Below are 20348 nucleotides of genomic sequence, written 5' to 3'. Positions count from 1 at the left end.
GCATCAGTCCTCGATGAGTTGGAAGAAGTCCCACAACGGCTCTTCCATGCGCCGGCCGACCGCGCACAGTTCCAGGCTCGCGGGACTGCCGTCGGCACGCACCGCGAGACCGCGGCGCACGCAGCCGATGGCCCACTTGAGGTTGGAAAAGGCTTCCCAGAAGCGCACGCGCACCGGGTCCACCGGCCTGCCGCTCGCGCGCTGGTAGGCCGCGTACAGGTCGTCGCGCGAACCGAACCCGCCGGCCTCGCCCGCGCCGCCGAAGCGCCAGGTGCGCATGCACAGCACGCCCAGGTCCTGCATCGGGTCGCCGACGCGGGCAATTTCCCAGTCGAGCACGCAGCGGATGCCCTCGGTGCCGACGATCAGGTTGCCCGTGCGAAAGTCGGAATGCACCAGTGCATCGCGCCAGTCGGCCGGCAGGTGCCCGCGCACCCATTGCATTGCGTACTCGAGCGCGGGATGGCGCAGGCCCGTGCGCGCCAGCAGTTCGCCGTACACCCCGAGTTCCTGCGCGGGCGAGAGCCGCTGCAGGAAGGGCAGCTCCGCGACCGGCATCGCGTGGATGGCCGCGAGGATGGCGCCGGCCTGCGCCGCCATCACGCCGCGCGCACCGGCGTAGGCCGGGTCGGCCATGAGCTTGCGACCCAGCGTCTCGCCCTCGACGCGTTCGGTGACGTAGCCGCGCTCCAGGCTGTCGTGCATGTCGAGGATGGCGAGCACCGTGGGCGCGGGCACGCCGTGCGCGCGCGCCGCGATCATCACGCGCGCGTCTTCGGCGGCTTCGAGCTTGGGCGCGACGAGGGATGCCGCTCCCGATGACGGAGGCGGCGCAGCCGGCGCGGGCGTCTGCTGCAGGATCATCGGGTGGCGCCCGCCGGCCGTCAGCAGGTCGAACGACCAGGTTGTCTTGGTGGCGCCGCCCGTAACGCGGCGCAGCCCGTCGACGCTGCCGTGCAGGCCCGCATGGCGCTGCAGCGCGGCGGCCAGGCGGCGCCCCATGTCGGGTGCGGCGTCCACGTCAGATCTTCCGGCCCGCGGCCTGCCAGAACGGGTCGCGCAGCCGGCGCTTGAAGATCTTGCCGCTGTCCTCGCGCGGCAGCGCGGCGTGAAAGTCGAAACGGCGTGGCACCTTGTACTTTGCGATGCGGGCCGCCAGGAACGCGCGCAGTCCGTCGGCGTCGGGTGCGGCGCCGGGCATCGGCTCGATCGCCGCGGCCAGCGATTCGCCCATTTCCTCGTCGGGTATGCCGAACACCGCGCAGTCGCGGACCCAAGGGCACTGCAGCAGCGCTGCCTCGATCTCGGCCGGGTAGATGTTCACGCCGGCCGAAATCACCATGTCGGAGCGGCGGTCGCACAGGTAGAGATGGTCGCCCTTCACGTAGCCGACGTCGCCGCAGCTGATGAGGCCGTCGCGCTCCACCTCCTTGCGTTTGTCGGGATCGTTGTGGTACGTGAAATCGGCGTAGGCCGGCACGCGCATGAAGATCTCTCCGACCTCGCCGGGCGCCACCGGCCGGCCGTCTTCTCCATAGAGAACCATGCGCGCATCGGGGGTGAGGCGGCCCACGCTGCCGGGGAAGGCCAGCCAGTCTTCGGGTGTGCTGAGCGTGGCGGTGCCGACCTCGGTGCCGCCGTACGTTTCGTAGACCACCGGGCCCCACCAGTCCATCAGCGCGCGCTTGGTCTCGGCCGAGCAGGGCGCGCCGGTGTGGGTCACCCACTTCAGCGAGCTCAGGTCGTAGCGCCGGCGCACGTCCTCGGGCAGCTTGAGCATGCGCACGAACATCGTGGGCACGGCCACCATGTGGGTGATGCGGTGCCGCTCGATGGCAGCGAGCGCGGCTTCGGCGTCGAACCTGGTCTGCATCACCAACACGTCGCAGATCGGCAGGGCCTGGCGCGCGCACGCGTTGGGCGAGGAGTGGTACAGCGGGCCACCGATGAGCGCACGCACGCCCGGCTGCAGGCCGTACACGCTGCGCAGCAACTCCACGTACGCGGCGGCCTGCTCCGGTGTGGCCGCGTTGCGCTTCACGCCCTTGGCCCGGCCTGTGGTGCCCGAGGTGTAGATCATGGTCGCGCGGCTGCGGCGCGGCGGGCCGTCCCAGGGTGCGAAGGCTTCCAGCCAGGCGTTCCATTCGGTCGCGTCGGCGGGCAGTTGTGTTGCGGCGGGCGCAAGCGAGAAAGCGCTCACCGCCTCCGGCGGCGTCGGCACGGTGAGGACGATGGTGCCGGCGGGAATCCGGTCACGGATCGGCGCCAGCAGGTCCGTATGCGCTACCAGCACCTTGGGCTCGACGTCGTCCACGATGTAGAGCACTTCCTCCGGCTTGCCTTGCCAGTTGATCGGCACCGCATAGGCGCCGAGTGCCGCGGCGGCCTGCTGCGCTTCGAAAAAGGAGAAGTCGTTGCGCAGCAACAGCGCGACGGCATCGCCTTCGCGCACCCCCGCCGCATCGAAACCGCGCGCGGCGCGCAGGGCGCGCTGCATCAGCGCGTCGCGCGCCATGCTGCGCTGGTCGAGGATCACCTGGCTCATGTCGCCGTGTCTGCGTGGTCGGTCGCTCATTGCATTTCCGCCAGCCGTGTCGCCTGCGTCTCGACGTCGCCGAAAAGCTGGTCGATCAGCGTCACGCGGCGCAGGCAGTGGCCCACGGCGTATTCCTCGGTCATGCCGATGCCCCCGTGCAGCTGAATGGCCGCGTGGCAGAGGGTGCGGCCATGCCGGCCGATCATGAGCTTGGCGCGCGCAAGGTCGGCACGAGCATCCGGCGCCTCGAGGTCGTCCGCCGCGATGGCCGCGGCCAGTGCCATGCTGCGGCACATCTCGAGGCTGACGAGCATTTCCGCGGCGCGATGGCGCAGCGCCTGGTTCTCGCCGATCAGGCGGCCGAATTGCTTGCGCGTGTTCAGGTAGTCGATGGCAAGCCGGTAAGCCGATTCCATGGTGCCCACGGCATCCGCGCAGACCGCGGCAGTGCCGGTCGCCAGGGTGCCTTCGATGGCGCGCACGGCAGCGGCGCCATCGTGCGGATCGCCCAGGGGCAGGCCCGCCGCCGCCTTGAAATGCAGTTCGCCGCCCGGCGTGTCGTCCACCATGCGGTGGGCGCGGCAAGACACGCCTCGGGCGCTGGCGTCGACCAGGAACAGGGCCAGGCCGTTCGCATCGCCCGGTGAGCCCGCGGTGCGCGCGCTGACCACGAACCGATGCGCAGCCGGGGCGTGCAGCACATTGCACTTGATGCCGTCGAGCAGCCACTGGTCGCCTTCGCGTCGCGCCGTGGTCTCGACCCAGACTGGGGCCTGGTGCCCGGCGGCTTCGTCGTGGGCCCAGGCCAGGCGTACCTCGCCGCTGGCCACATCGGGCAACAACTGCGCCTGCAAGGCCTCTGCGCCGGCCAGTCGGAGTGCCGTGGCGCCGAGCACGATCGACGCGAGGAAGGGCTCGAGCGACAGCGCCCGCCCCAGCTCCTGCATCACCGGCAGCAAGTCGACGGCGCCGCCGCCGAAGCCCCCATGCGCCTGGGGCAGGGGCAGGGCGGTCAAGCCGAGCTCGCCCAGTTGCTGCCACACGGCCTGGCTCCAACCCGCGGGCGTGGCCGCGATGGCACGGCGCTGCTCGAAACCGTACACGTCGCCAAGCAGGCGGGCCAGGCTGCCTTGCAGCGCTTGCTGGTCTTCATTGAGTTCGAAGTTCATCGTTACCTATCCGAGGATCGTCTTGGAAAGAATGTCCTTCTGGACCTCGCTCGTGCCACCGTAGATGCTGGCCGCGCGGCTGTAGAAGTAGCGCATGGCCAGCGGCCCCGCCCAGTGCTCGGCGCCCTCGCCGTCGTGCGGGCGGCGCTCCATGGCAGCGGGCCCCGCGATGCGCTGCAGCAGTTGGGCAATGTCCTGCTGCAGCTCGGTGCCCTTGAGCTTGAGCACCGAGGCGAAGCCGGGCACCTTCTGCGCCGTGTCGGGCGACAGCAGGAAGCGCCAGTTGGTGATTTCGAGCGCCCGGATCTCGGCGTCGAGCATGGCCATCTCGCTGCGCAGCTTGGGGCTTTCGAGCAGCGGCTTGCCGGCTTGCGTGCGCCTGGCGGCGAGTTCCCGCGCGCAGTCCAGCCGCTCCCGGCACAGGCCCACGTTGGCGATGCCGGTGCGTTCGTTCATCAACAGGTACTTGGCGCAGTCCCAGCCGCGGCCTTCTTCGCCCACCAGGTTGTCGACGGGCACGCGTACCTCGTCGAAGAAGACCTCGTTGAGGTGGTGCTGGCCATCGATGGACGTGATCGGCCGGATCGTGATGCCCGGTGTGCGCAGGTCGATCAGCAGGAACGAAATGCCGTGCTGCTTCTTGCCCTCGCTGTCCGTGCGAACCAGCGCGAACACCCAGTCGGCCAGGTGCGCGGTGGTGGTCCAGATCTTCTGGCCATTGACGATGTACTCGCTGCCGTCGCGCTTGGCCGAGGTGCGCAGCGATGCCAGGTCGGACCCGGAGCCCGGCTCGGAGAAGCCCTGGCAGAACCAGATGTAGAGGTTTGCGAGCCTGGGCAGGAAGAAGCGCTTTTGAGCCTCGGTGCCGAACTTCAGCAGCACCGGACCGAGCATGCCGACGTTGAAGACCTGTGGCAGCGGCGCGGGCGCGCGGAACAACTCGTCCAGCAGGATCAGCCGCTCCGCCTGGCCGAGCTCGGCACCGCCGAACTCGCGCGGCCAATGCGGCGCGGCCCAGCCTTTTTCATTGAGGATCCGCTGCCAGGTCACGGTGTCTTGCTTGCGCGGCGGATGGCCCAGGCGCAGGCGATCGCGAATTTCGGCGGGCAGGCGAGCCTTGACGAACTGGCGGACTTCGTTGCGGAATGCGGCTTGGTCGGGGGTGAGGTCTAGATCCATCGAGAAGGTGGCTGTGCCTGAAAGTTGCCGTGAACGATCATAGCGCAACCGCATTCATTGGATCAACCATTAGCCGTCGAAGTCTCCAGGCCTCACATCTTGATGCGCTCCAGACGCTGCTGCGCCTCATGGACTCCCCAGTGGCACGCGCGAACTCGGTCGCGCACATTCCCGAGGCCGATCAGTCAGCCGCGTCCATGCGCAGCCGGTACGCCACGCCGTCGCGGCCGGGATCGGCGCCGCCGTGCAGGCCATCGGGCTGCACCTGCACGCCGTGCACCCAGCCGATGGTGTAGTTGTACGGGTTGCGGCCAACGGCGTAGCCCTGTGCTTCCAGCGCCCGCGTGGTGGAGCGTGGAATGCGGTTGCACACGTCGATGGCGTTGCCGGTGGACGAGAAGCGCGGCGCCAACACGGCGGCCTGCATCTCCATGCCGTGGTCGATCACGTTGAGCAGCACCTGCAGCACGCCCATGGCGATCTGCGTGCCACCGGGAGCGCCGAGCACCACGTCGAGCTCGCCGTCCTTGAAGGTCATGGTGGGGCATGACGAGGTGAAGCGGCTCTTGCCCGGCCGGATGCTGCCGGCGCGGCCCGGACGGGGGTCGAACACGCCCATGCAGCCGTTGTACAGGAAGCCCATGCCCGGGGTGATGATGCCCGAGGGCATGGCCAGCGAGTGGGTCAGGGAGACGGCATTGCCTTCGGCGTCCACCACGCTCAGGTGGGTGGTGTCGCGTGGCACGGGCGCACCGGGGTTGACGCGCTCCACGTTGAAGCGGTGACCCGTGCGGATCTGCTCGGCCACTTCGCGGGCCATGTCCTTGGACAGCAACTGATCCAGCGGCACGTCGAAGAACTTCGGATCGCCGATGCTTCGGTCCTTGTCGATCGTCGCCTTTTTCATGGCCTCGCACACCCGCTGCAGGTAGGCGGGGCTGTTGTGCTCCAGGCCCGCCAGATCGAAGTGTTCGAGGATGTTGAGCATCTCCAGCAGCATGGCGCCGCCGCCCGGGGGCTGGTTGGTGGTGACGGTCCGGTCGCGGTAGCGGCCCACCAGCGGCGGGTTGCGTTGCACCTGGTACCGGGCCAGGTCGTCGAGCGTGATCAGCGCGCCCAGCGACTGCAGGTGCGCCACCATCTTTTGCGCCAGGTCGCCCTGGTAGAACGGGTGCGCGCCTTCTTCGGCAATCTGGCGCAGCACGGCGGCCATGCCTTCGTTGCGCAGCGGCGCGCCGATGGGCTTGGGGCGGCCGTCGGGGCGGCAGTACAGCTGGCGGCTGTCCTCGCAGTACTGCAGGCGCTCCAGGTTGCCGACGCGGCCCATGCTGGGCTCGTCGATCCAGAAGGCGTGCATGCCGGGGCGCACGAAGCAGCCGTCCGCTGCCCAGCGGATGGCGGGCTCCACCACCTGCCGCCACGGCAGGCGGCCGTGCGCCTGGTGCATGGCCTCCAGGCCCTTGAGCGTGGCCGGCGTGCCAATGGACTGGGGGCCGATGTCGTTGACTCGCCCCTTGAGGATGAAGCCGAAGCCGTCCCTGGTCTCGCCTTCCAACAGGTGTTCCCACATATCCTCCCTGGCCGCCAGCGGCGCGGGCGAGTGGAAGTCGAAATACTCGTGCACCCGGGCGCCGGGCAGGTACACGGCGGCGGTGCCAAAACCTGCGATGCCGCACATCAGCGGATCGACCACCGTCTGGGCCAGGGCGGTGGCCACGGCTGCATCGACCGCGTTTCCGCCCGCGCGCAGGATTTCGATGCCGGATTCGGCGGCCTCCGGCTGCGGGCAGACCACCATTGCTTCTTTTTTCATTGCGCGTGACGGGTTCATTTGGCGCTGAGATTCAGCGCTTCCAGCGTGGGGCCCCAGGCCTTGGCGTCACGCACCGTCGTCTCCATGACCAGCGTCGAAGGGCCGGACAGCGGGATTACGCCCATGCTCTTGAGCTTGGCCTGCACGTCGGGGCTCTTGTGGAAGGCGTGGGTGGCCTTGTTGAGCTTTTCCACGATGTCGACCGGCGTGCCGGCGCGTGCCACCACGGCACTCCAGCCCATGTTGTCGAAACCCTTCACACCCAGCTCGCCCAGGGTGGGTACATCGGGCAGTTCAGGGGTGCGTTGCGGTGACAGCACGGCCAGCGGATTGAGCTTGTGGTTCTTGATGTGGGGCAAGGCCGTGCCGTACACCGGTGCCATCACCTCGGTCTGCCCGCCAATGGTGGCCAGGACGCCGTCGGCCTCGCCCTTGTAGGGGATGTGGGTCATCGAAATGCCCAGGGCGTTGTCCACCAGCTCAACGGCCAGGTGAGTGGAGTTGCCCAGCCCGGCGGAGGCGAAGTTCAGCTTGCCGGGCGCTGCCTTGGCTTTGTCCGTCAGATCCTTGAGCGTCTTGATGCCCGTGGCGGGGTTGGCCGACAGCACGAACGGCACGGTGGTCAGCATCGACACGCCCACGAAATCCTTCTCGGGGTTGTAGGGCAGCGGCTTGTAGGTGAACTGGTTGAGCACCATCAGCGACACGCTGCCCAACAGCAGGGTGTAGCCATCCGCGGGCGCATTCAGCGCGTTCTGTGCGGCGATGAGGCCGCCCGCACCGGGCTTGTTCTCCACCACGATGGTGGCGCCAATGGCCTTGCCTGCGTGTTCGGCCCACAGGCGTGCGATGGCGTCGCTGCTGCCGCCCGGGGCCTGCGATACGACAAGGCGCACGGGACGGCTGGGGTAGGGGGCTTGCGCGTACGCGGTGGTGGCTGCGGCGGCCGCGAGCGTGACGCCGATCAGGGTGATGCAGACGTTCGTGATTGCTTTGGGCACAGGGCTTCCTCAGAGGGCTGTCATGAAAGATGAAGACATTTTCATGACGACCCTGCGACCTTCCTAGTGAAGATGCAAAATGGGTATATGAAGGTTTACTCATGATTGATCGCTCGGAAGGCATCGCATGGGCGCGGCGCATGAAAGTCCGGCACCTGGAGTCTTTTCTTGTGCTGGACGAGGCGGGCACGCTGACCGAGGCGGCGGCGCGGCTGCACATGACGCAGTCGGCCATGTCGCACTGGCTGGCCGAGCTGGAACGCGTGGCGGGCACGCCGCTGATGGTGCGCGGGCGCAAGGTGCAGCTGACGCCTGCGGGGCATCTGCTCAAGCGGCTGGCCGTCACCGTGCTGGGTGACATCGCCCGCACCGGCAGCGAGATGCATGCGGTGGCCGCGGGACGCGTGCCGCGGCTGAACGTGGGCAGCGTCTGGGCTGGCATCGCCGGGGGTTTGCCCGAGGCGGTGGCGGCATTCCAGCAACGCCATGCCGATGTGGCCGTGTCCATCCACGACGGGCCGTTCGACAACCTGCTCAAGGGCCTGGAGACGCGTGCCATGGATGCCGTGATCGGCGTTCTGGATGCGCGGGCGCACCAGCCGCAGCTGGCGCACCAGGTCCTCTTTGACGACCAGGTGACGATCGTCATCGGCCAGGGCAGCAGGCACTGGGACAGCAAGCAGCCGCTGGGCTTTGCCGACGTGCTGCGCGAGCAATGGGTCATGCCGCCCCTCGGCACGCTCATGCGCATCCAGATGGATGCCTATCTCATCGAACAACAGGCATCGTGGCTGGTGCCCAAGGCAGAAACGGCCTCGCTGGCCATGATGCAGGCACTGCTGCACAAGGGCGACTATGTCGGCGTGTGTTCGGAATCCATGGCCGACTACATGGCCTCGCTGGGGTTGTTCAGGAAGGTCGCCATCGATTCGAACATCCGCTTCGGGCCCATCACCGTGGTGTGGAACCGCGAACACGTCTCGGCCACTCTCATGGATTTCATTGCCTGCCTGAAGTCGCATGCGCGCGGCTTGCCTGTCGCCTCAAGGCAGGCGCCACCCGGCACCTAGCGCCCGCTCCACAGGATTGCTGCGATGGCTTGCATTCCATTCCCTTGCAGCGTCGGCGTTCAGCTGCGTCACTGCTGCTCCACGCCTGACGACTTTCGGGTTATCAGACGCAAGACGGGACCTTCCCGAGGCCGAATATGCAAGAAAAAGCAAGGTTCAAAGTGCGCGGAGCCACGGAGAATTCAGCCGATATGTTTCCTCTCCGCGCTTGCCAAGCGTCGATCGCCCCCATTCATTTGAGAAATTCTTTTCTCGCTTCAAATGGAACCTCGTTTCGTGCGAGTCGAGCAGAGCGCGTGCAAAAGAAGAGGTCCGCGCGGCCTCGCGCATCGGCCGCTTGCGCAACAGGGCGAACGGGCGCGTTGCATCGCACCGGTCACCGTTTGCACGCACCAGGCGGCATCTGGTGCTGAGCACGGCGGCGTCCGGTTGCCTGGCCGTCCTGCGCGCAATTGCAGGGCTTGCACTTCTCTCGTTCGTGCTCCTGGCCACGCCGAGCCGTGCCGACGTGCCCGCCTTGCTGCTCGACCCGAAGCTGAGCCTCGACGAACGAAACTTCGGTGGTCATCTGCAGGCGCTTCACGACGAAAGCGGCCAACTGACCCAACAGCAGGTTGCGTCGCCCGCCTACGCGCAGCAGTTCGAACGGGTCGAGGACGCCTTCAACGGTGGCTACTCGTCCGGCGCATGGTGGGTGCGCTTTCAGGTCCAGGCCACGCCGCACGAGGCGGCCGATCCGCTCGAGGGCGGATGGTGGCTCCGGCTGGGCGCGCCGTATGCGGACTACATCGACGTATGGCTTCCTGGTGCGAGCGGCGGCGCCACGGCGCTCGTGCACCGCGAACTGGGGGGCATGCGCGCGGGCTCGGCGCGCGAGCTGCCGTGGTCCCTTCCGGCCGTGCGCCTGCCCGAACTGCCCGACGCGCAGCCGCACTGGGTCTGGGTGCGCCTGGCGGGTGACCGGGCCTTGAGCCTCATCGGTGGCGTGTCGCCGCTGCGCGAACTGGCGGCGGTGCAGCAGCAGGTCACGGTCGCGGGCGCCGCGGTGATCGGCATGGTGCTGCTCATGGCGTTGGTCAGCCTGATGATGGGCATCGCCTTGCCCGAGCGCCGGTTCATCGGCTATGCGGGCTATCTGCTGACGCTCGGGCTGCTGTTCGCAACCTCCGAGAACCTGCAGGCCTCGCTGTGGTTGCAGGACGACCCGGTGGCCGCAGTGCGCCTGCACAGCTTCTCGGTGTGCCTGCACAGCGCCGCCGCCTTCGCATTCGCACGCAGCATGCTCGACATGGCTCGCCAGTTCCCGCGCATGGACCGCGTGTTCAAGGCGCTCGCATTCGCTTGCGGCGTGGCCTGCGTGATGGCCGTGGCGGGCTGGTACGGGCGCATCGCCGTTGCGCTCAATGTGCTTTGGGTGGTGTTTGCGGTCTGCGTGGTGTCGCTGTGCGCCGTGCTGCTGCGCCGCAACCTGCAGGCCTGGCCAAGCCTGGTCGGATATTCGGTCTACCTTGCGGTGGGCGTGATGCACTTCGCCAAGAACCTGCAGTGGCTGCCGTTCACGCTGGCCACGCAGTACAGCTACCCGATGGGCGCCATCGCCCACGTGCTGGCCTTCTTCTTCGCGCTGGGCTGGCGCGTGCGCCGCCGTGAACGCAAGGCGCTCGCGCTGTCCAGGCACCACGGCGCGCGGCTGGTGCAGAGCGTGAGCGAGCGCACCCATGACCTGCGCCAAGAAGTCACCGAGCACCAACGCACCCACGAACGACTGATCCTGGCGCTGCGTGAGCAAAAGGGCTTGCTTGCCATGGTCTCCCACGAGTTCCGCACGCCGCTCAGCACCATCGGCGGCGTCGCCCAGATGCTCTCGGACGATCGGTTGCGGCTGCCGCGAGAAGAGGTGAAGAGCGAGGCGGAGAAGATCACGCGCACGGTGCTGCGCATGCGCGACCTGGTGGACACCCTGCTGGCCGACGAATGGCTGGAGGCATCCAGCGAGACCCTGGACCCGGTGCCCATCGAGCTTGCCGCTTTTCTGGGCGAGAAGATCGGGGAGCACAACGAAGGCAACGCCTGCGGCCGGATTTCGCTGGCACTGGGCGCACGCGAACTGCTCGTGCTGGCGGACGAGACCTTGTTGCACATCGCCGTCGACAACTTGTTGACCAACGCCGTCAAGTACGCGCCCGCCCGGTCGCCGGTGGTCGTGCGCGCGGGGTTTGCAGACGACCTGCGCGGCCGTGCGAGCGCTACCTCGTGCGTGCACATCCAGGTGCGCGACGAGGGGCCCGGCTTCAGGCCGCAAGACCTGCCGCACGTGTTCGAACGCTTTTTTCGCGCGGACGGCGTGCGGCGTGTCCCCGGCATCGGCCTGGGGCTGCACATGGTACAGCGGGTTGCCAGGCTCCATGCCGGCAGCGTCACGGCCGCCAATCGGCCCGAAGGCGGTGCCGAGCTCACGCTGACGCTGCCGCGCGCCGCAAGCAACGACCGGCAGGCAGACGCAGCGGTGAAGCCAGGGCAGCCGGGTCAGCCAGTCATCGGATGGCAGGCGTGATTCGCGTGCTCGTCATCGAGGACGACGACGACCTGCGCGACACCCTGGTGCGTTACCTGTCCGGCGTCGGCATGCAGGCTCGCGGTGTGGCAAGCGCCGAAGAGGTCGACGCCGACCTGGCGCGCCAGGACGTCGACGCAGCGGTGTGCGACGTCAACCTGCCGGGCGAAGACGGCTTTGCCGTGATGGCCCGCCTTCGATCGCGCAGCGCCGTGCGCATCGTGATGCTGACCGCGCGCGGCATGGCGAACGACCGCCTGCGTGGACTCGGCCTGGGCGCCGACTACTACCTCGTCAAGCCAGTCAACCTGCGGGAGCTCGAGATGGTGCTGCGCAACCTGGTGCAGCGCAGCGAGGAGCAGCAGGGCGTGCGCGAACCGGCGCAGGACACGTCCGCAGCAGCGGCGGTGCCTGGCCTCTGGCGCTTTCAAAGCACCCCCTGGGTACTGCTGGCCCCCGACGGGCAGCGTGTGCAGCTCTCGAGCTCGGAGGCGCGGCTGGTGCACAGCCTGATGGCGCGGCCGCGCGAGGTCGTCGAACGCACCACGCTGCTCGTTGCCATGGGCCGACCGGGCCTTGAGGCCTATGAACGCAATCTCGACGTCACCGTGTCGCGCTTGCGCCGCAAGGCCGAGCAGGCCTGCGGGCAGAAGCTGCCGATCGTCGCCGTGCGCGGCGAAGGCTACAGCTTCCAGGGAAGCGGCTGCATCGAGCCATGAATACCGAGGCTGGCGTGGTCGGCATTTCTTCTTCGAGTGCGTTCCCTTCGGCCTGCATGGGCGATCTGCACACACGTTCGATCTTCATTTCGTCAAGCTGGACTACAGGGAGCGCAGATCTTTCATGAACCGTACCCACCGCATCGTCATCAACCGCCGCACCGGGGCGCGCCAAGCTGTTTCTGAGATCGCGAAATCATCGGCCGGCGGGGGGCCGCGGCTCGGCTGCGTCCTGGCGATCGGCGCTGCATTGCTCGTGGCCAGCGTACCGCCGGTACATGCGCAGGTCATCAGCTGGGTGTCTCCCGTGGCGGGCGACTGGTTGGCCGGAAGCAACTGGAGCGGCGGCGTGGCACCGACGGCCACCGACACCGTCAGCGTTGACGGGCCGGGTATGGCTCAGCTATCAGGCAGCGGTTCCGTCGGGCAGGCCAACTACTTTTTTCTTGGCGAAACCGTCGGCTCTGCGTCGGTGAACAGCGGTGCAACACTCACGGCCTTCAGAACGGTGATTGGGGTCAGAGGGCCAAGCACGATGTCGGTCGACGGCGCCAACTCGGTGTTCGAGGCGGGCGCTTTGGCCCTGGGTATGTTTGCGCCGGCTACGCTGACCATCGGAAACGGTGGCACCGTCCGAACGACTCAGTTCGAATTCGGCCTGCAGGCCGGCGGCGCGGGCACGCTCAATCTCAACACCGGCGGCACACTCGAGGTCGGCGGCGCCGCTGGCCTGATCCGGGCAGTGGGCGGCACCGACGCGTTCAACTGGTCCGGCGGCATGCTGCGGGTGACTCGCGCCGGCCTGGCGACGGACATCAACGCCACACTCTCGGGCGCAGGGTCTGCCATCGACACCAATGCTTTCGCCGCAACGATGTCGGGCGTGCTGTCGGGTGGTGGTTCGTTCACCAAGACCGGCGCGGGCGTGCTCAGCCTGTCGGGCGCGAATACCTACGGCGGCGGCACGCGCATCGACCAGGGCGTGCTTGCCATCGGCAATGGCGGCGCCCTGGGGTCGTCGACCGTGAGGATCTCCAATGGCGAACTGCGCGGCACAGCCTCGATGACGCTCGGCAACGAGGTGCGTCTTGCCGGGCCGGCCACATTTTCTGCTGCGACAGGCACCACGCTGGGCCTGAGCGGCGACTTCTGGTTCGACGGCGACTTCATCGTCGGCGCCGCAGGTCAGCAAGGCGTCGTCGACCTGGTCACGAGCCAGGGCGGCTACTCGACGCCGGGCAAGATCGGGGTGAACGTCGGCACGCTGAAGATCTCGGGCGATGCCTTCGGCAACATGGCTCAGGCGGCGTCCGAGACCGCCATTGCCGCAGGTGCCGTGCTCGACCTGAACGACCATGCGTCCGCGGCTGTGCCCATCGCCAGGCTGATCGGCGGCGGAACGCTGCGTACGGGAACGCTCGCCACCACGGCGGCAGGTGTGCTGGCCGGCGACTTCTGCGGCGTCGTCGAAGGCGCGGGCGGTATCGCCAAGAGCGGCGCCGGCACCCTGACGCTGCGAGGCGCGAGCACCTACACGGGCCGGACGCAGGTCACCTCGGGAACGCTGGCCTTGGCAGGGTCGGGCGCACTCTCGCGCGCGACCGCCCTGACGGTCGCGTCCGGCGCAACCTTCGACCTGCAGGCCATCGCCGGCAGCGGCACCGGCATCGGTTCGCTTGCCGGCGCTGGACTGGTCAGCCTTGGAGCCAAGTCCCTGAATGTCGGCGCCGACAACACGAGCACCACCTTCTCCGGCAGCATCAGCGGCAGCGGCGAGTTCGTCAAGGAGGGCGTGGGCACCCTGACGTTGAGCGGCACCAATCTTCATGCGGGCGGCACCACGATCACCCAGGGAACGCTGGCGCTTTCGGGTGGGGGCGCGTTGGTGTCGGGCAGCACATTGACCGTGGAGGCCGGCGCCACCTTCGACACCACGGCGCGCGCCGCCGCAAACACCGTCATCGGCGACTTGCTGGGCGCGGGTTCCGTGCAGATCGCCAGCAAGACGCTGACCATCGGGTCCGGCGCAGGCACCCAGTCGATCTTCTCGGGCGTCGTGGGCGGCGCCGACGGATCGCTTGTGAAGCAGGGCGCCGGCACGGTGTGGCTGGACGGCATCAACACCTATTCGGGCCTTACATCGGTGAACGTCGGCACGCTGGTGGTGGGCAGCGACGCCGCGCACGCGAATGCACGCGTTGCCGGTGGCGTGAACGTGCTTTCGGGCGCGACCCTGGGCGGCCACGGCAGCATCGGCGGCAACGTGGCCGTTGCCTCGGGCGCGCATCTGGCACCGGGCAACTCCATCGGCACGCTGACCATCGACGGCGACCTGGGCCTGGCCAAGGGCAGCGTGCTCGACTACGAATTCGGTGCGCCGGGCGGCAACTTCTCGACGCCGGGGCTGAGCGACAGCGTCGTGGTCGGCGGCAACCTCGCGCTCAACGGCGCCACGCTCAATGTCTCCGACACCGGTGCCATGGGCCCGGGGCTCTACAACCTGTTCAGCTACGGCGGCACGCTCACGCAGACCAATGGCGGCATCGCGCTGGGCAGCGTTCCTGTCGGCAGCTTCTCGCTGCAATACCTGGGCGGCAGCAAGCAGGTCAACCTGATCAGCGTGGACCCGGCTTCGGTCCTGAACTTCTGGAACGGCAACGGCCTGGCCAGCCCGGCGACGATGGGCGGCGGTGACGGCACCTGGAGCCTGACGCAGCCGAGCTGGACCGACGACAAGGGCTCGGTCACCACGGTGATGCAGCCGCAGCCCGGCTTCGCGATCTTCGGCGGCGCGGCCGGCAACGTGGCGGTCGACAACACCGGCGGTGCCGTGTCGGCCACGGGCATGCAGTTCGCGAGCGACGGCTACAAGCTGTCGGGTGGCGCGCTCGCGCTGGTGGCCGACAAGGCGACGCCGGGGGCGGTCGAGGTGCGCGTGGGCGACGGCAGCGCCGCCAGCGCGACCTGGAACGCGACTGTTCTCAATGTCATCACGGGCACCGACGGCCTCGCGAAGACCGGTGCGGGCACGCTCACGCTGGGCGGCGTGAACACCTACACCGGCGGCACCACGGTGAGCGCGGGCACGCTGCAGATTTCAGACGACCGCAACCTGGGCTAGGCGAGCGGTGGCCTCACGCTCAGCGGAGGCACACTGCGCGCGCCACAGGCCGTCGGGCCGTTGACGCTGAACCGCACGCTCACGCTCGGCGCTGCGGGCGGCACGCTCGATCTGAGCGTGAGCCGTGTTGATTTTTCCGGCGGCATCGTCGGCAAGGGGGCGTTCACCGTCACGGGGGCCGGCGGCACGCTGTCCGTCGTCATGCCGAATTCCTACGAAGGCGGCACCACGGTGCAGGGCCGCGCAATCATCGCCGTCGCCGGTGCAGGCACGCTGGGCACGGGCGCCGTGCAGCAGCAGGGTGATGGCAGCAGGCTCACTTTTTCTGCCGGAGCCAGTGCCGGCAGCAACACCTACAGCGTGGGTCGTGCGGGCGGTCTCGACACCGACAACGAGTTGACCTTTTTGCAGAGCACCACGGCCGGGTCCTCGAAGCTCTTCGTCAACGGCGCGGGCGCCGCGGCGCCCGGGGCCAACCTGCTGAGCTTCACCGGCACGAGCACGGCCGGGACGTCGAGCATCACCAACAACGGCGGCCGGGTGGTGTTCCAGACCACTGCCGACGCCGGGAACGCCGCCATCGTCAATGGTGACAAGAGCACGCTGGTCTTTCTCGATGCCGCCTCGGCGCGCACCGCGCAGATCGTCAATCTGGCCGGCGGCACGTTGGGCGTGTCGGGAATCACGACGCCAGGCGGCATTGAAATCGGTTCCCTTTCGGGCGCGGGTTCGGTCGTGCTGGGCGCGACGAAACTCACGCTCGGCGGCCTTGCAATGAGCGACACGCTGTCCGGGGCTGTCGGCGGCGCGGGCGGCGCCATCGTGAAGGTCGGCAGCGGCGCGCTCACGCTCTCGGGCGCGAACACCTACACGGGCGGCACTGCGCTGAAAGAAGGCCGACTGAATGTTGGAAACAGTGCGGCGCTGGGCTCGGGCGCGCTCGCGATGGACGACGGCACCACGCTGGGCTTCAGCGCCGATGGCGTGAACATTGGCAATGCCATCCAGCTCACGGGCAGGAACGACCCGGTGATCGACACCGGGGCGTTTTCGGGCACGCTGAGCGGCGCCATCAGCGGCGGCGGCTTCCTGACGAAGGAGGGCGCGGGCACACTCACGCTGGCCGGCATCAACACCTACACCGGTGCCACCAACGTGGCGCAGGGCACCCTGCGCGCAGGCGCGGCGAACACCTTCAGCGCCGCTTCGCCGCACAGCGTGGCTGCGGGCGCGACACTGGACCTTGCCGGCTTCGACCAGCGCGTGGTCTCGCTGACCAACCGCGGCACGGTCTCGCTGGTGGGCGCCACGGCAGGCACGACGTTGACGGTGAACGGCAACTATGTCCGCAACAACGGCGTGCTGAAGCTCGGCACGGCCTTGAACGGCACGGGGCCTTCCGACCGCCTGGTCATCAACGGCGGCACCGCCACCGGCCGGACCAGCGTGCAGATCTCCAACGTCGGCGGCCTGGGCGCGCTCACGAGCGGCAACGGCATCGAACTGGTGACGGCGCAAGGCGGCGCAACGACCACGGCGCAAACCACGAAGGACGCTTTCTCGCTGGCCGGCGGCCACGTCGATGCCGGCGCGTACGAGTACCGCCTGTACGCAGCCGATGCCCAAGGCGCCGGCGAGAACTGGTTCCTGCGCTCCACCCGCAGCGCGGCCGCGCCGGGTGCCCCGACCGCGGTCACCTACCGACCCGAGGCCTCGCTCTACGCCGCGTTGCCGAGCCAACTGCGCCAGGGCAATCTCGCGATGCTGGGCGACCTGCGCAAGCGCGTGGGTGACGACGACGTGAAGGGTGCCGCCACCGCGACGGCCGGTTCCGAGCGCCGCGCCTGGGCCCGCGTGCTCTCCACTGACATCGACGTGCGGCAGGGCGGCGCCGTCTCGCCCCGCAGCAAGGGCCGCCTGACCGGCTTCCAGGCCGGCACCGACCTGCTGGCCACGCCCGACTGGCGCGCCGGCATCTATGTCGGCCAGCTCGACGGCGATGCGCGCGTCGACGGCTTCGCCAGCGGCATCCAGGACCTGGGTGTCGGCCGCAACGAGCTGCGCAGCCAGTACGTGGGCGTGTACGGCACTTACACCAACGACAGCGGCTTCCACGCCGACGCCGTGGTTCAGTCGGGTCGGCACCGCTACACCGTGGAGCCGGTCGCCGGCGCGGGCGTCGGCGGCAAGGGCAACAGCCTGCTGGGCTCCATCGAAGTGGGCCAGGCCTTTCCCCTGGCCGGCAGCGGCTGGACCATCGAGCCGCAGCTGCAGCTCGTTCACCAGCACATGGACCTGAGCAATTCCGCCATCGCCGGCGCCATCGCGCAACCGCAGGCCGACAGCGGATGGATCGCGCGCGCAGGTGTTCGCGTGAAAGGCCAGATCGACACCGGCCTGGGCACGCTGCAGCCCTACGGCCGCATCAACGTCTACAAGACCTCGAATGGCATGGACCTTGCTCGTTTCGTGAATGGCGCGACCACCACCGACATCGCCGCACCCACCGGCGGCACCAGCACCGAACTGGCCGGCGGCTTCACCTGGGCCGTGAGCCGATCGACCAGCCTCTACGGCGAACTCGGCAAGCTCTGGGCCTCGGGTGGCAATGCCAGGGTCGCCAGCTCGGTCAACGGCTCGCTCGGCGTGCGTGTGAAGTGGTAGGCCAGGCACCCCATGTCCCTCGAGCGCGAGGGACGGACTTGCCTCGCCTCGATGCGAACACCTATATTCGATGCCACACACCACCCGGGCCAGCAAGAAGCGGGCTCCTCCGACCCATTGCATGACGCTGGCCCGCCTCCCTTTCAACATGCTCGACAGCCTGCAAAAGGCTGGTATCCATCTGGACGAGGTGGCCGCGCTCGCCGGTCTCGAGACCGACGACCTGAGGAAGCCGCTCACCAGCGAGCAGGCCGACCGTGTCTTCGTCGTGATGTACGAGAAGGCCGCCAACCCGGCGGCGGGTCTGGCCGTCGGGCTGCAGCCGATGCGCTCGGAACTGTTCGGTGTGGTCGGGTTCGCCGGCATGTTGAGCTCCGACTTCGGCGCGGCGCTGGCCCGCATTGCCCGCTACAACGCGCTGGTGTCGGCCTGCCAGATCGACCTGCACCAGGGCGCCGACGAGTGCGAGGTGCGAATCCGCTATGACGGGCCGCTGCGCCCGTACAGCCGCACGCGGCTGGACATCCAGATGGGCACGCTGCTGGTCTTCGGGCGCACCTTCACCGAGTTCAAGATCGTGCCGGTGCGCCTGACCCTGAAGGAGCGCCCGTCGTATCACGCGCTGTATGCCGGCGCCTTCGGCTGCACGGCGCTGTTCGACCAGCCGCACGACAGCATCGTGTTCCGGCGTGCCGACCTCGAGCTGCCGCTGGTCAGCGCCAACCCGCGCGTGGCGGCGATGTTCGAGGACGCGGCCGAACGCGACCTGCAGACCTACGGGGCTGCGGGCAACGGCACCGCGGCGGCGGTGCGCGAGATTCTGGAGCGGCAGCTGCATGGCGATGTGCCCGACATCGAGAGCGTGTCGCGCGCGCTCTTTCTCAGTGCCCGCACGCTGCAGCGCCGGCTGGCGGAGGAGGGCGTGCGCTTTTCGACCCTGCTCGACGAAGTGCGCCTCGAAATGGCGCAGCGCTACCTGTCGGCGGGCCGCGCCACGCTGACCGAGATCGCCTATCTGCTCGGCTTCTCGGAGCCCAACTCCTTCTTCCGCTCCTTCAAGCGCTGGACCGGCAAGACGCCGGCAGATTTCAAGCAGGCCCGCTGAGGCGGCCTGTCCGGCGGCGCGTGCTCGCCGGGCGCGTGGCTGTGCGGTTGTCTGTGCGCGGGGGCTGTGGCGCGCAGGGATAGTGGCGCTGTCGTGTTCGGTTCTTGTCGGGGGCAGGGGCCGCTCCTATCGTCCTTGGCAACCGACTTCATGCCACTGAACCCGATGCCCTCCACTTCCTTCCGCGCCGCCTGCCGCACGCAGTCGTGCGCGACAAGCTGCCCCACCGAGGTCCGCGCATGACCGAGGCGGCAGGCACGCAGCGGGCGCAGGCCCTGGGGGCGGCGGCGGTGGCGATGCGCTACGCCTCGTGCCTGTTCGGCGAAGCGCCGGGCGGCCGCTTGCGCGAGCCCGCGGCGATGGCGTGGCATCTGGCACCGACGCTGGAGCGTGCCGAGCCGGTCGCCAAGCAAGACGAACACACGACCCTGCTCCCGGCGCCCATGAACCTGGAGATCGTTGCCGCCCGTTCGTTTCGTGCCAAAAGCTTTTTCTTCGAGGGCCGCCATGGCTGGGTCGGCCATTGCGAAGTGCCGCCATCGCAGATGCGCGCGCTGCCTGCAACCGACAGCGCCGCGAGCGACGCCGGCGTCAGCATCTGGGTGATCGAGAAAGGCCATCTGGTCCTCGAACAGCCGGGCGAAGGCCCCGCCCATTTCGGACCCGGCAGCGTCCTGCTTTGGAACAGCCTTCAGCCGCCCCAGGGGCACTGGGACGATGCCCGCTTCGGCTATGTGCGGCTGTCTTCTGCGCGGGACCCGCAGGTCTTGGGGCAGGGGGCGTGCACCGAAGCGCGCGCCGCGCAACGCCTGGAGCACCTCGGGCTCGCGCCGTTCCTCGCGGCACAGCTCAACACCTTCGCGGCCCACGCCACCACATTGAGCGCCGCGGAGCTCGCGGAGGTCGCCGGCAGCATCGTCCAGGTCGCCGAGGCCTTGCTCAAGGTGGTGTTCGCGCCCTTGGCGGCGGACGGCGCGGGCCCCGACACGGCACGGCTGCGGTCGGTGCATCGCTACATCGAGCACAACCTGCACCGCAACGACCTGAGCGTGGCGGAGATCGCGCGTGGCACCAGCATGTCGCGCGCGCAGCTCTATCGGCTGTTCGCCGCGCAGGAGACCAGCGTGCACGGCACCTTGCGCGAGAAGCGTTTGCAGAAAAGCATGGGCTACCTGGCGCAATCGGAAAGCAAGCGGCTGAGCATCGGTGCGATCGGCCACGCATGCGGCTTTTCGGACCCGGCTGTTTTCAGCAAGCTGTTTCGCCAGCGGTTCAACCTTGCGCCGCGCGACGTTCGCGCGGCAGCAGGCCTGGAGAAGTAGCCGGCCGTGTTTCATTCGCAATTTATTGCGTATGAAACATTCGGCCCCCGCGCTGCGCCTGCCCTCGGAAAATCGAAATCCGACCCATCGCTTGT

General features: G+C 68.5%; 13 protein-coding genes. 7 read left to right on the top strand and 6 right to left on the bottom strand.

The genetic code is table 11. From position 1 onward, the window contains the following. Positions 1–3 precede the first annotated feature (3 nt). From AC0IYU_RS25420 to AC0IYU_RS25395, 6 genes are all read right to left on the bottom strand, one after another. Positions 4–1020 carry a phosphotransferase family protein gene (locus AC0IYU_RS25420; protein ID WP_472122596.1) on the bottom strand — a complete coding sequence of 339 codons (1017 nt, stop codon included), beginning with the start codon at positions 1018–1020 and terminating at the stop codon, positions 4–6. A 1-nt stretch (position 1021) separates the two neighbouring features. Next, positions 1022–2575 carry an acyl-CoA synthetase gene (locus tag AC0IYU_RS25415; RefSeq protein ID WP_472122593.1) on the bottom strand — a complete coding sequence of 518 codons (1554 nt, stop codon included), beginning with the start codon at positions 2573–2575 and terminating at the stop codon, positions 1022–1024. Next, positions 2572–3705 (bottom strand): acyl-CoA dehydrogenase family protein, encoded by a 1134-nt coding sequence (locus tag AC0IYU_RS25410; RefSeq protein WP_472122590.1) that lies wholly within the window; start codon positions 3703–3705, stop codon positions 2572–2574. The genes AC0IYU_RS25415 and AC0IYU_RS25410 overlap by 4 nt, the downstream gene beginning before the upstream one ends. Positions 3706–3711: 6 nt before the next feature. Next, complete coding sequence (locus AC0IYU_RS25405) at positions 3712–4884, bottom strand: acyl-CoA dehydrogenase family protein (RefSeq protein ID WP_472122587.1); 1173 nt, start codon at positions 4882–4884, stop codon at positions 3712–3714. 181 nt (positions 4885–5065) lie between these two features. Next, the gene (gene ggt, locus AC0IYU_RS25400; protein WP_472122584.1) at positions 5066–6697 is read right to left on the bottom strand and encodes a gamma-glutamyltransferase; all 1632 of its coding nucleotides are present in this window, start codon (positions 6695–6697) and stop codon (positions 5066–5068) included. A gap of 14 nt (positions 6698–6711) precedes the next feature. Then, positions 6712–7698, bottom strand: coding sequence for a Bug family tripartite tricarboxylate transporter substrate binding protein (locus AC0IYU_RS25395; protein ID WP_472122581.1), 987 nt, complete (start codon positions 7696–7698; stop codon positions 6712–6714). Positions 7699–7799: 101 nt separating this feature from the next. Here AC0IYU_RS25395 and AC0IYU_RS25390 point away from each other — a divergent pair, with 101 nt between their 5' ends. The 7 genes from AC0IYU_RS25390 (at position 7800) to AC0IYU_RS25360 (ending at position 20253) form a co-directional block, all read left to right on the top strand. Next, positions 7800–8768: a LysR family transcriptional regulator gene (locus tag AC0IYU_RS25390; protein WP_472122579.1), complete on the top strand. Its 969-nt coding sequence runs from the start codon at positions 7800–7802 to the stop codon at positions 8766–8768. A 406-nt stretch (positions 8769–9174) separates the two neighbouring features. Beyond that, positions 9175–11322 (top strand): sensor histidine kinase, encoded by a 2148-nt coding sequence (locus AC0IYU_RS25385; protein ID WP_472122576.1) that lies wholly within the window; start codon positions 9175–9177, stop codon positions 11320–11322. Continuing rightward, positions 11310–12041 (top strand): response regulator transcription factor, encoded by a 732-nt coding sequence (locus AC0IYU_RS25380; protein WP_472122573.1) that lies wholly within the window; start codon positions 11310–11312, stop codon positions 12039–12041. Before AC0IYU_RS25385 ends, AC0IYU_RS25380 begins: the two co-directional genes overlap by 13 nt. 124 nt (positions 12042–12165) lie before the next feature. Then, positions 12166–15162: a beta strand repeat-containing protein gene (locus AC0IYU_RS25375; protein ID WP_472122570.1), complete on the top strand. Its 2997-nt coding sequence runs from the start codon at positions 12166–12168 to the stop codon at positions 15160–15162. Positions 15163–15222: 60 nt separating this feature from the next. Further along, positions 15223–17826 (top strand): autotransporter family protein, encoded by a 2604-nt coding sequence (locus AC0IYU_RS25370; protein WP_472122568.1) that lies wholly within the window; start codon positions 15223–15225, stop codon positions 17824–17826. A gap of 121 nt (positions 17827–17947) precedes the next feature. After that, positions 17948–18931 carry an AraC family transcriptional regulator gene (locus AC0IYU_RS25365; RefSeq protein WP_472122565.1) on the top strand — a complete coding sequence of 328 codons (984 nt, stop codon included), beginning with the start codon at positions 17948–17950 and terminating at the stop codon, positions 18929–18931. A gap of 239 nt (positions 18932–19170) precedes the next feature. Next, positions 19171–20253 carry an AraC family transcriptional regulator gene (locus AC0IYU_RS25360; protein WP_472122563.1) on the top strand — a complete coding sequence of 361 codons (1083 nt, stop codon included), beginning with the start codon at positions 19171–19173 and terminating at the stop codon, positions 20251–20253. The last annotated feature ends 95 nt before the right edge of the window (positions 20254–20348 follow it).

This window comes from Variovorax sp. AC103, assembly GCF_979254005.1.
This window is presented reverse-complemented; position numbering and strand designations above follow the sequence as displayed.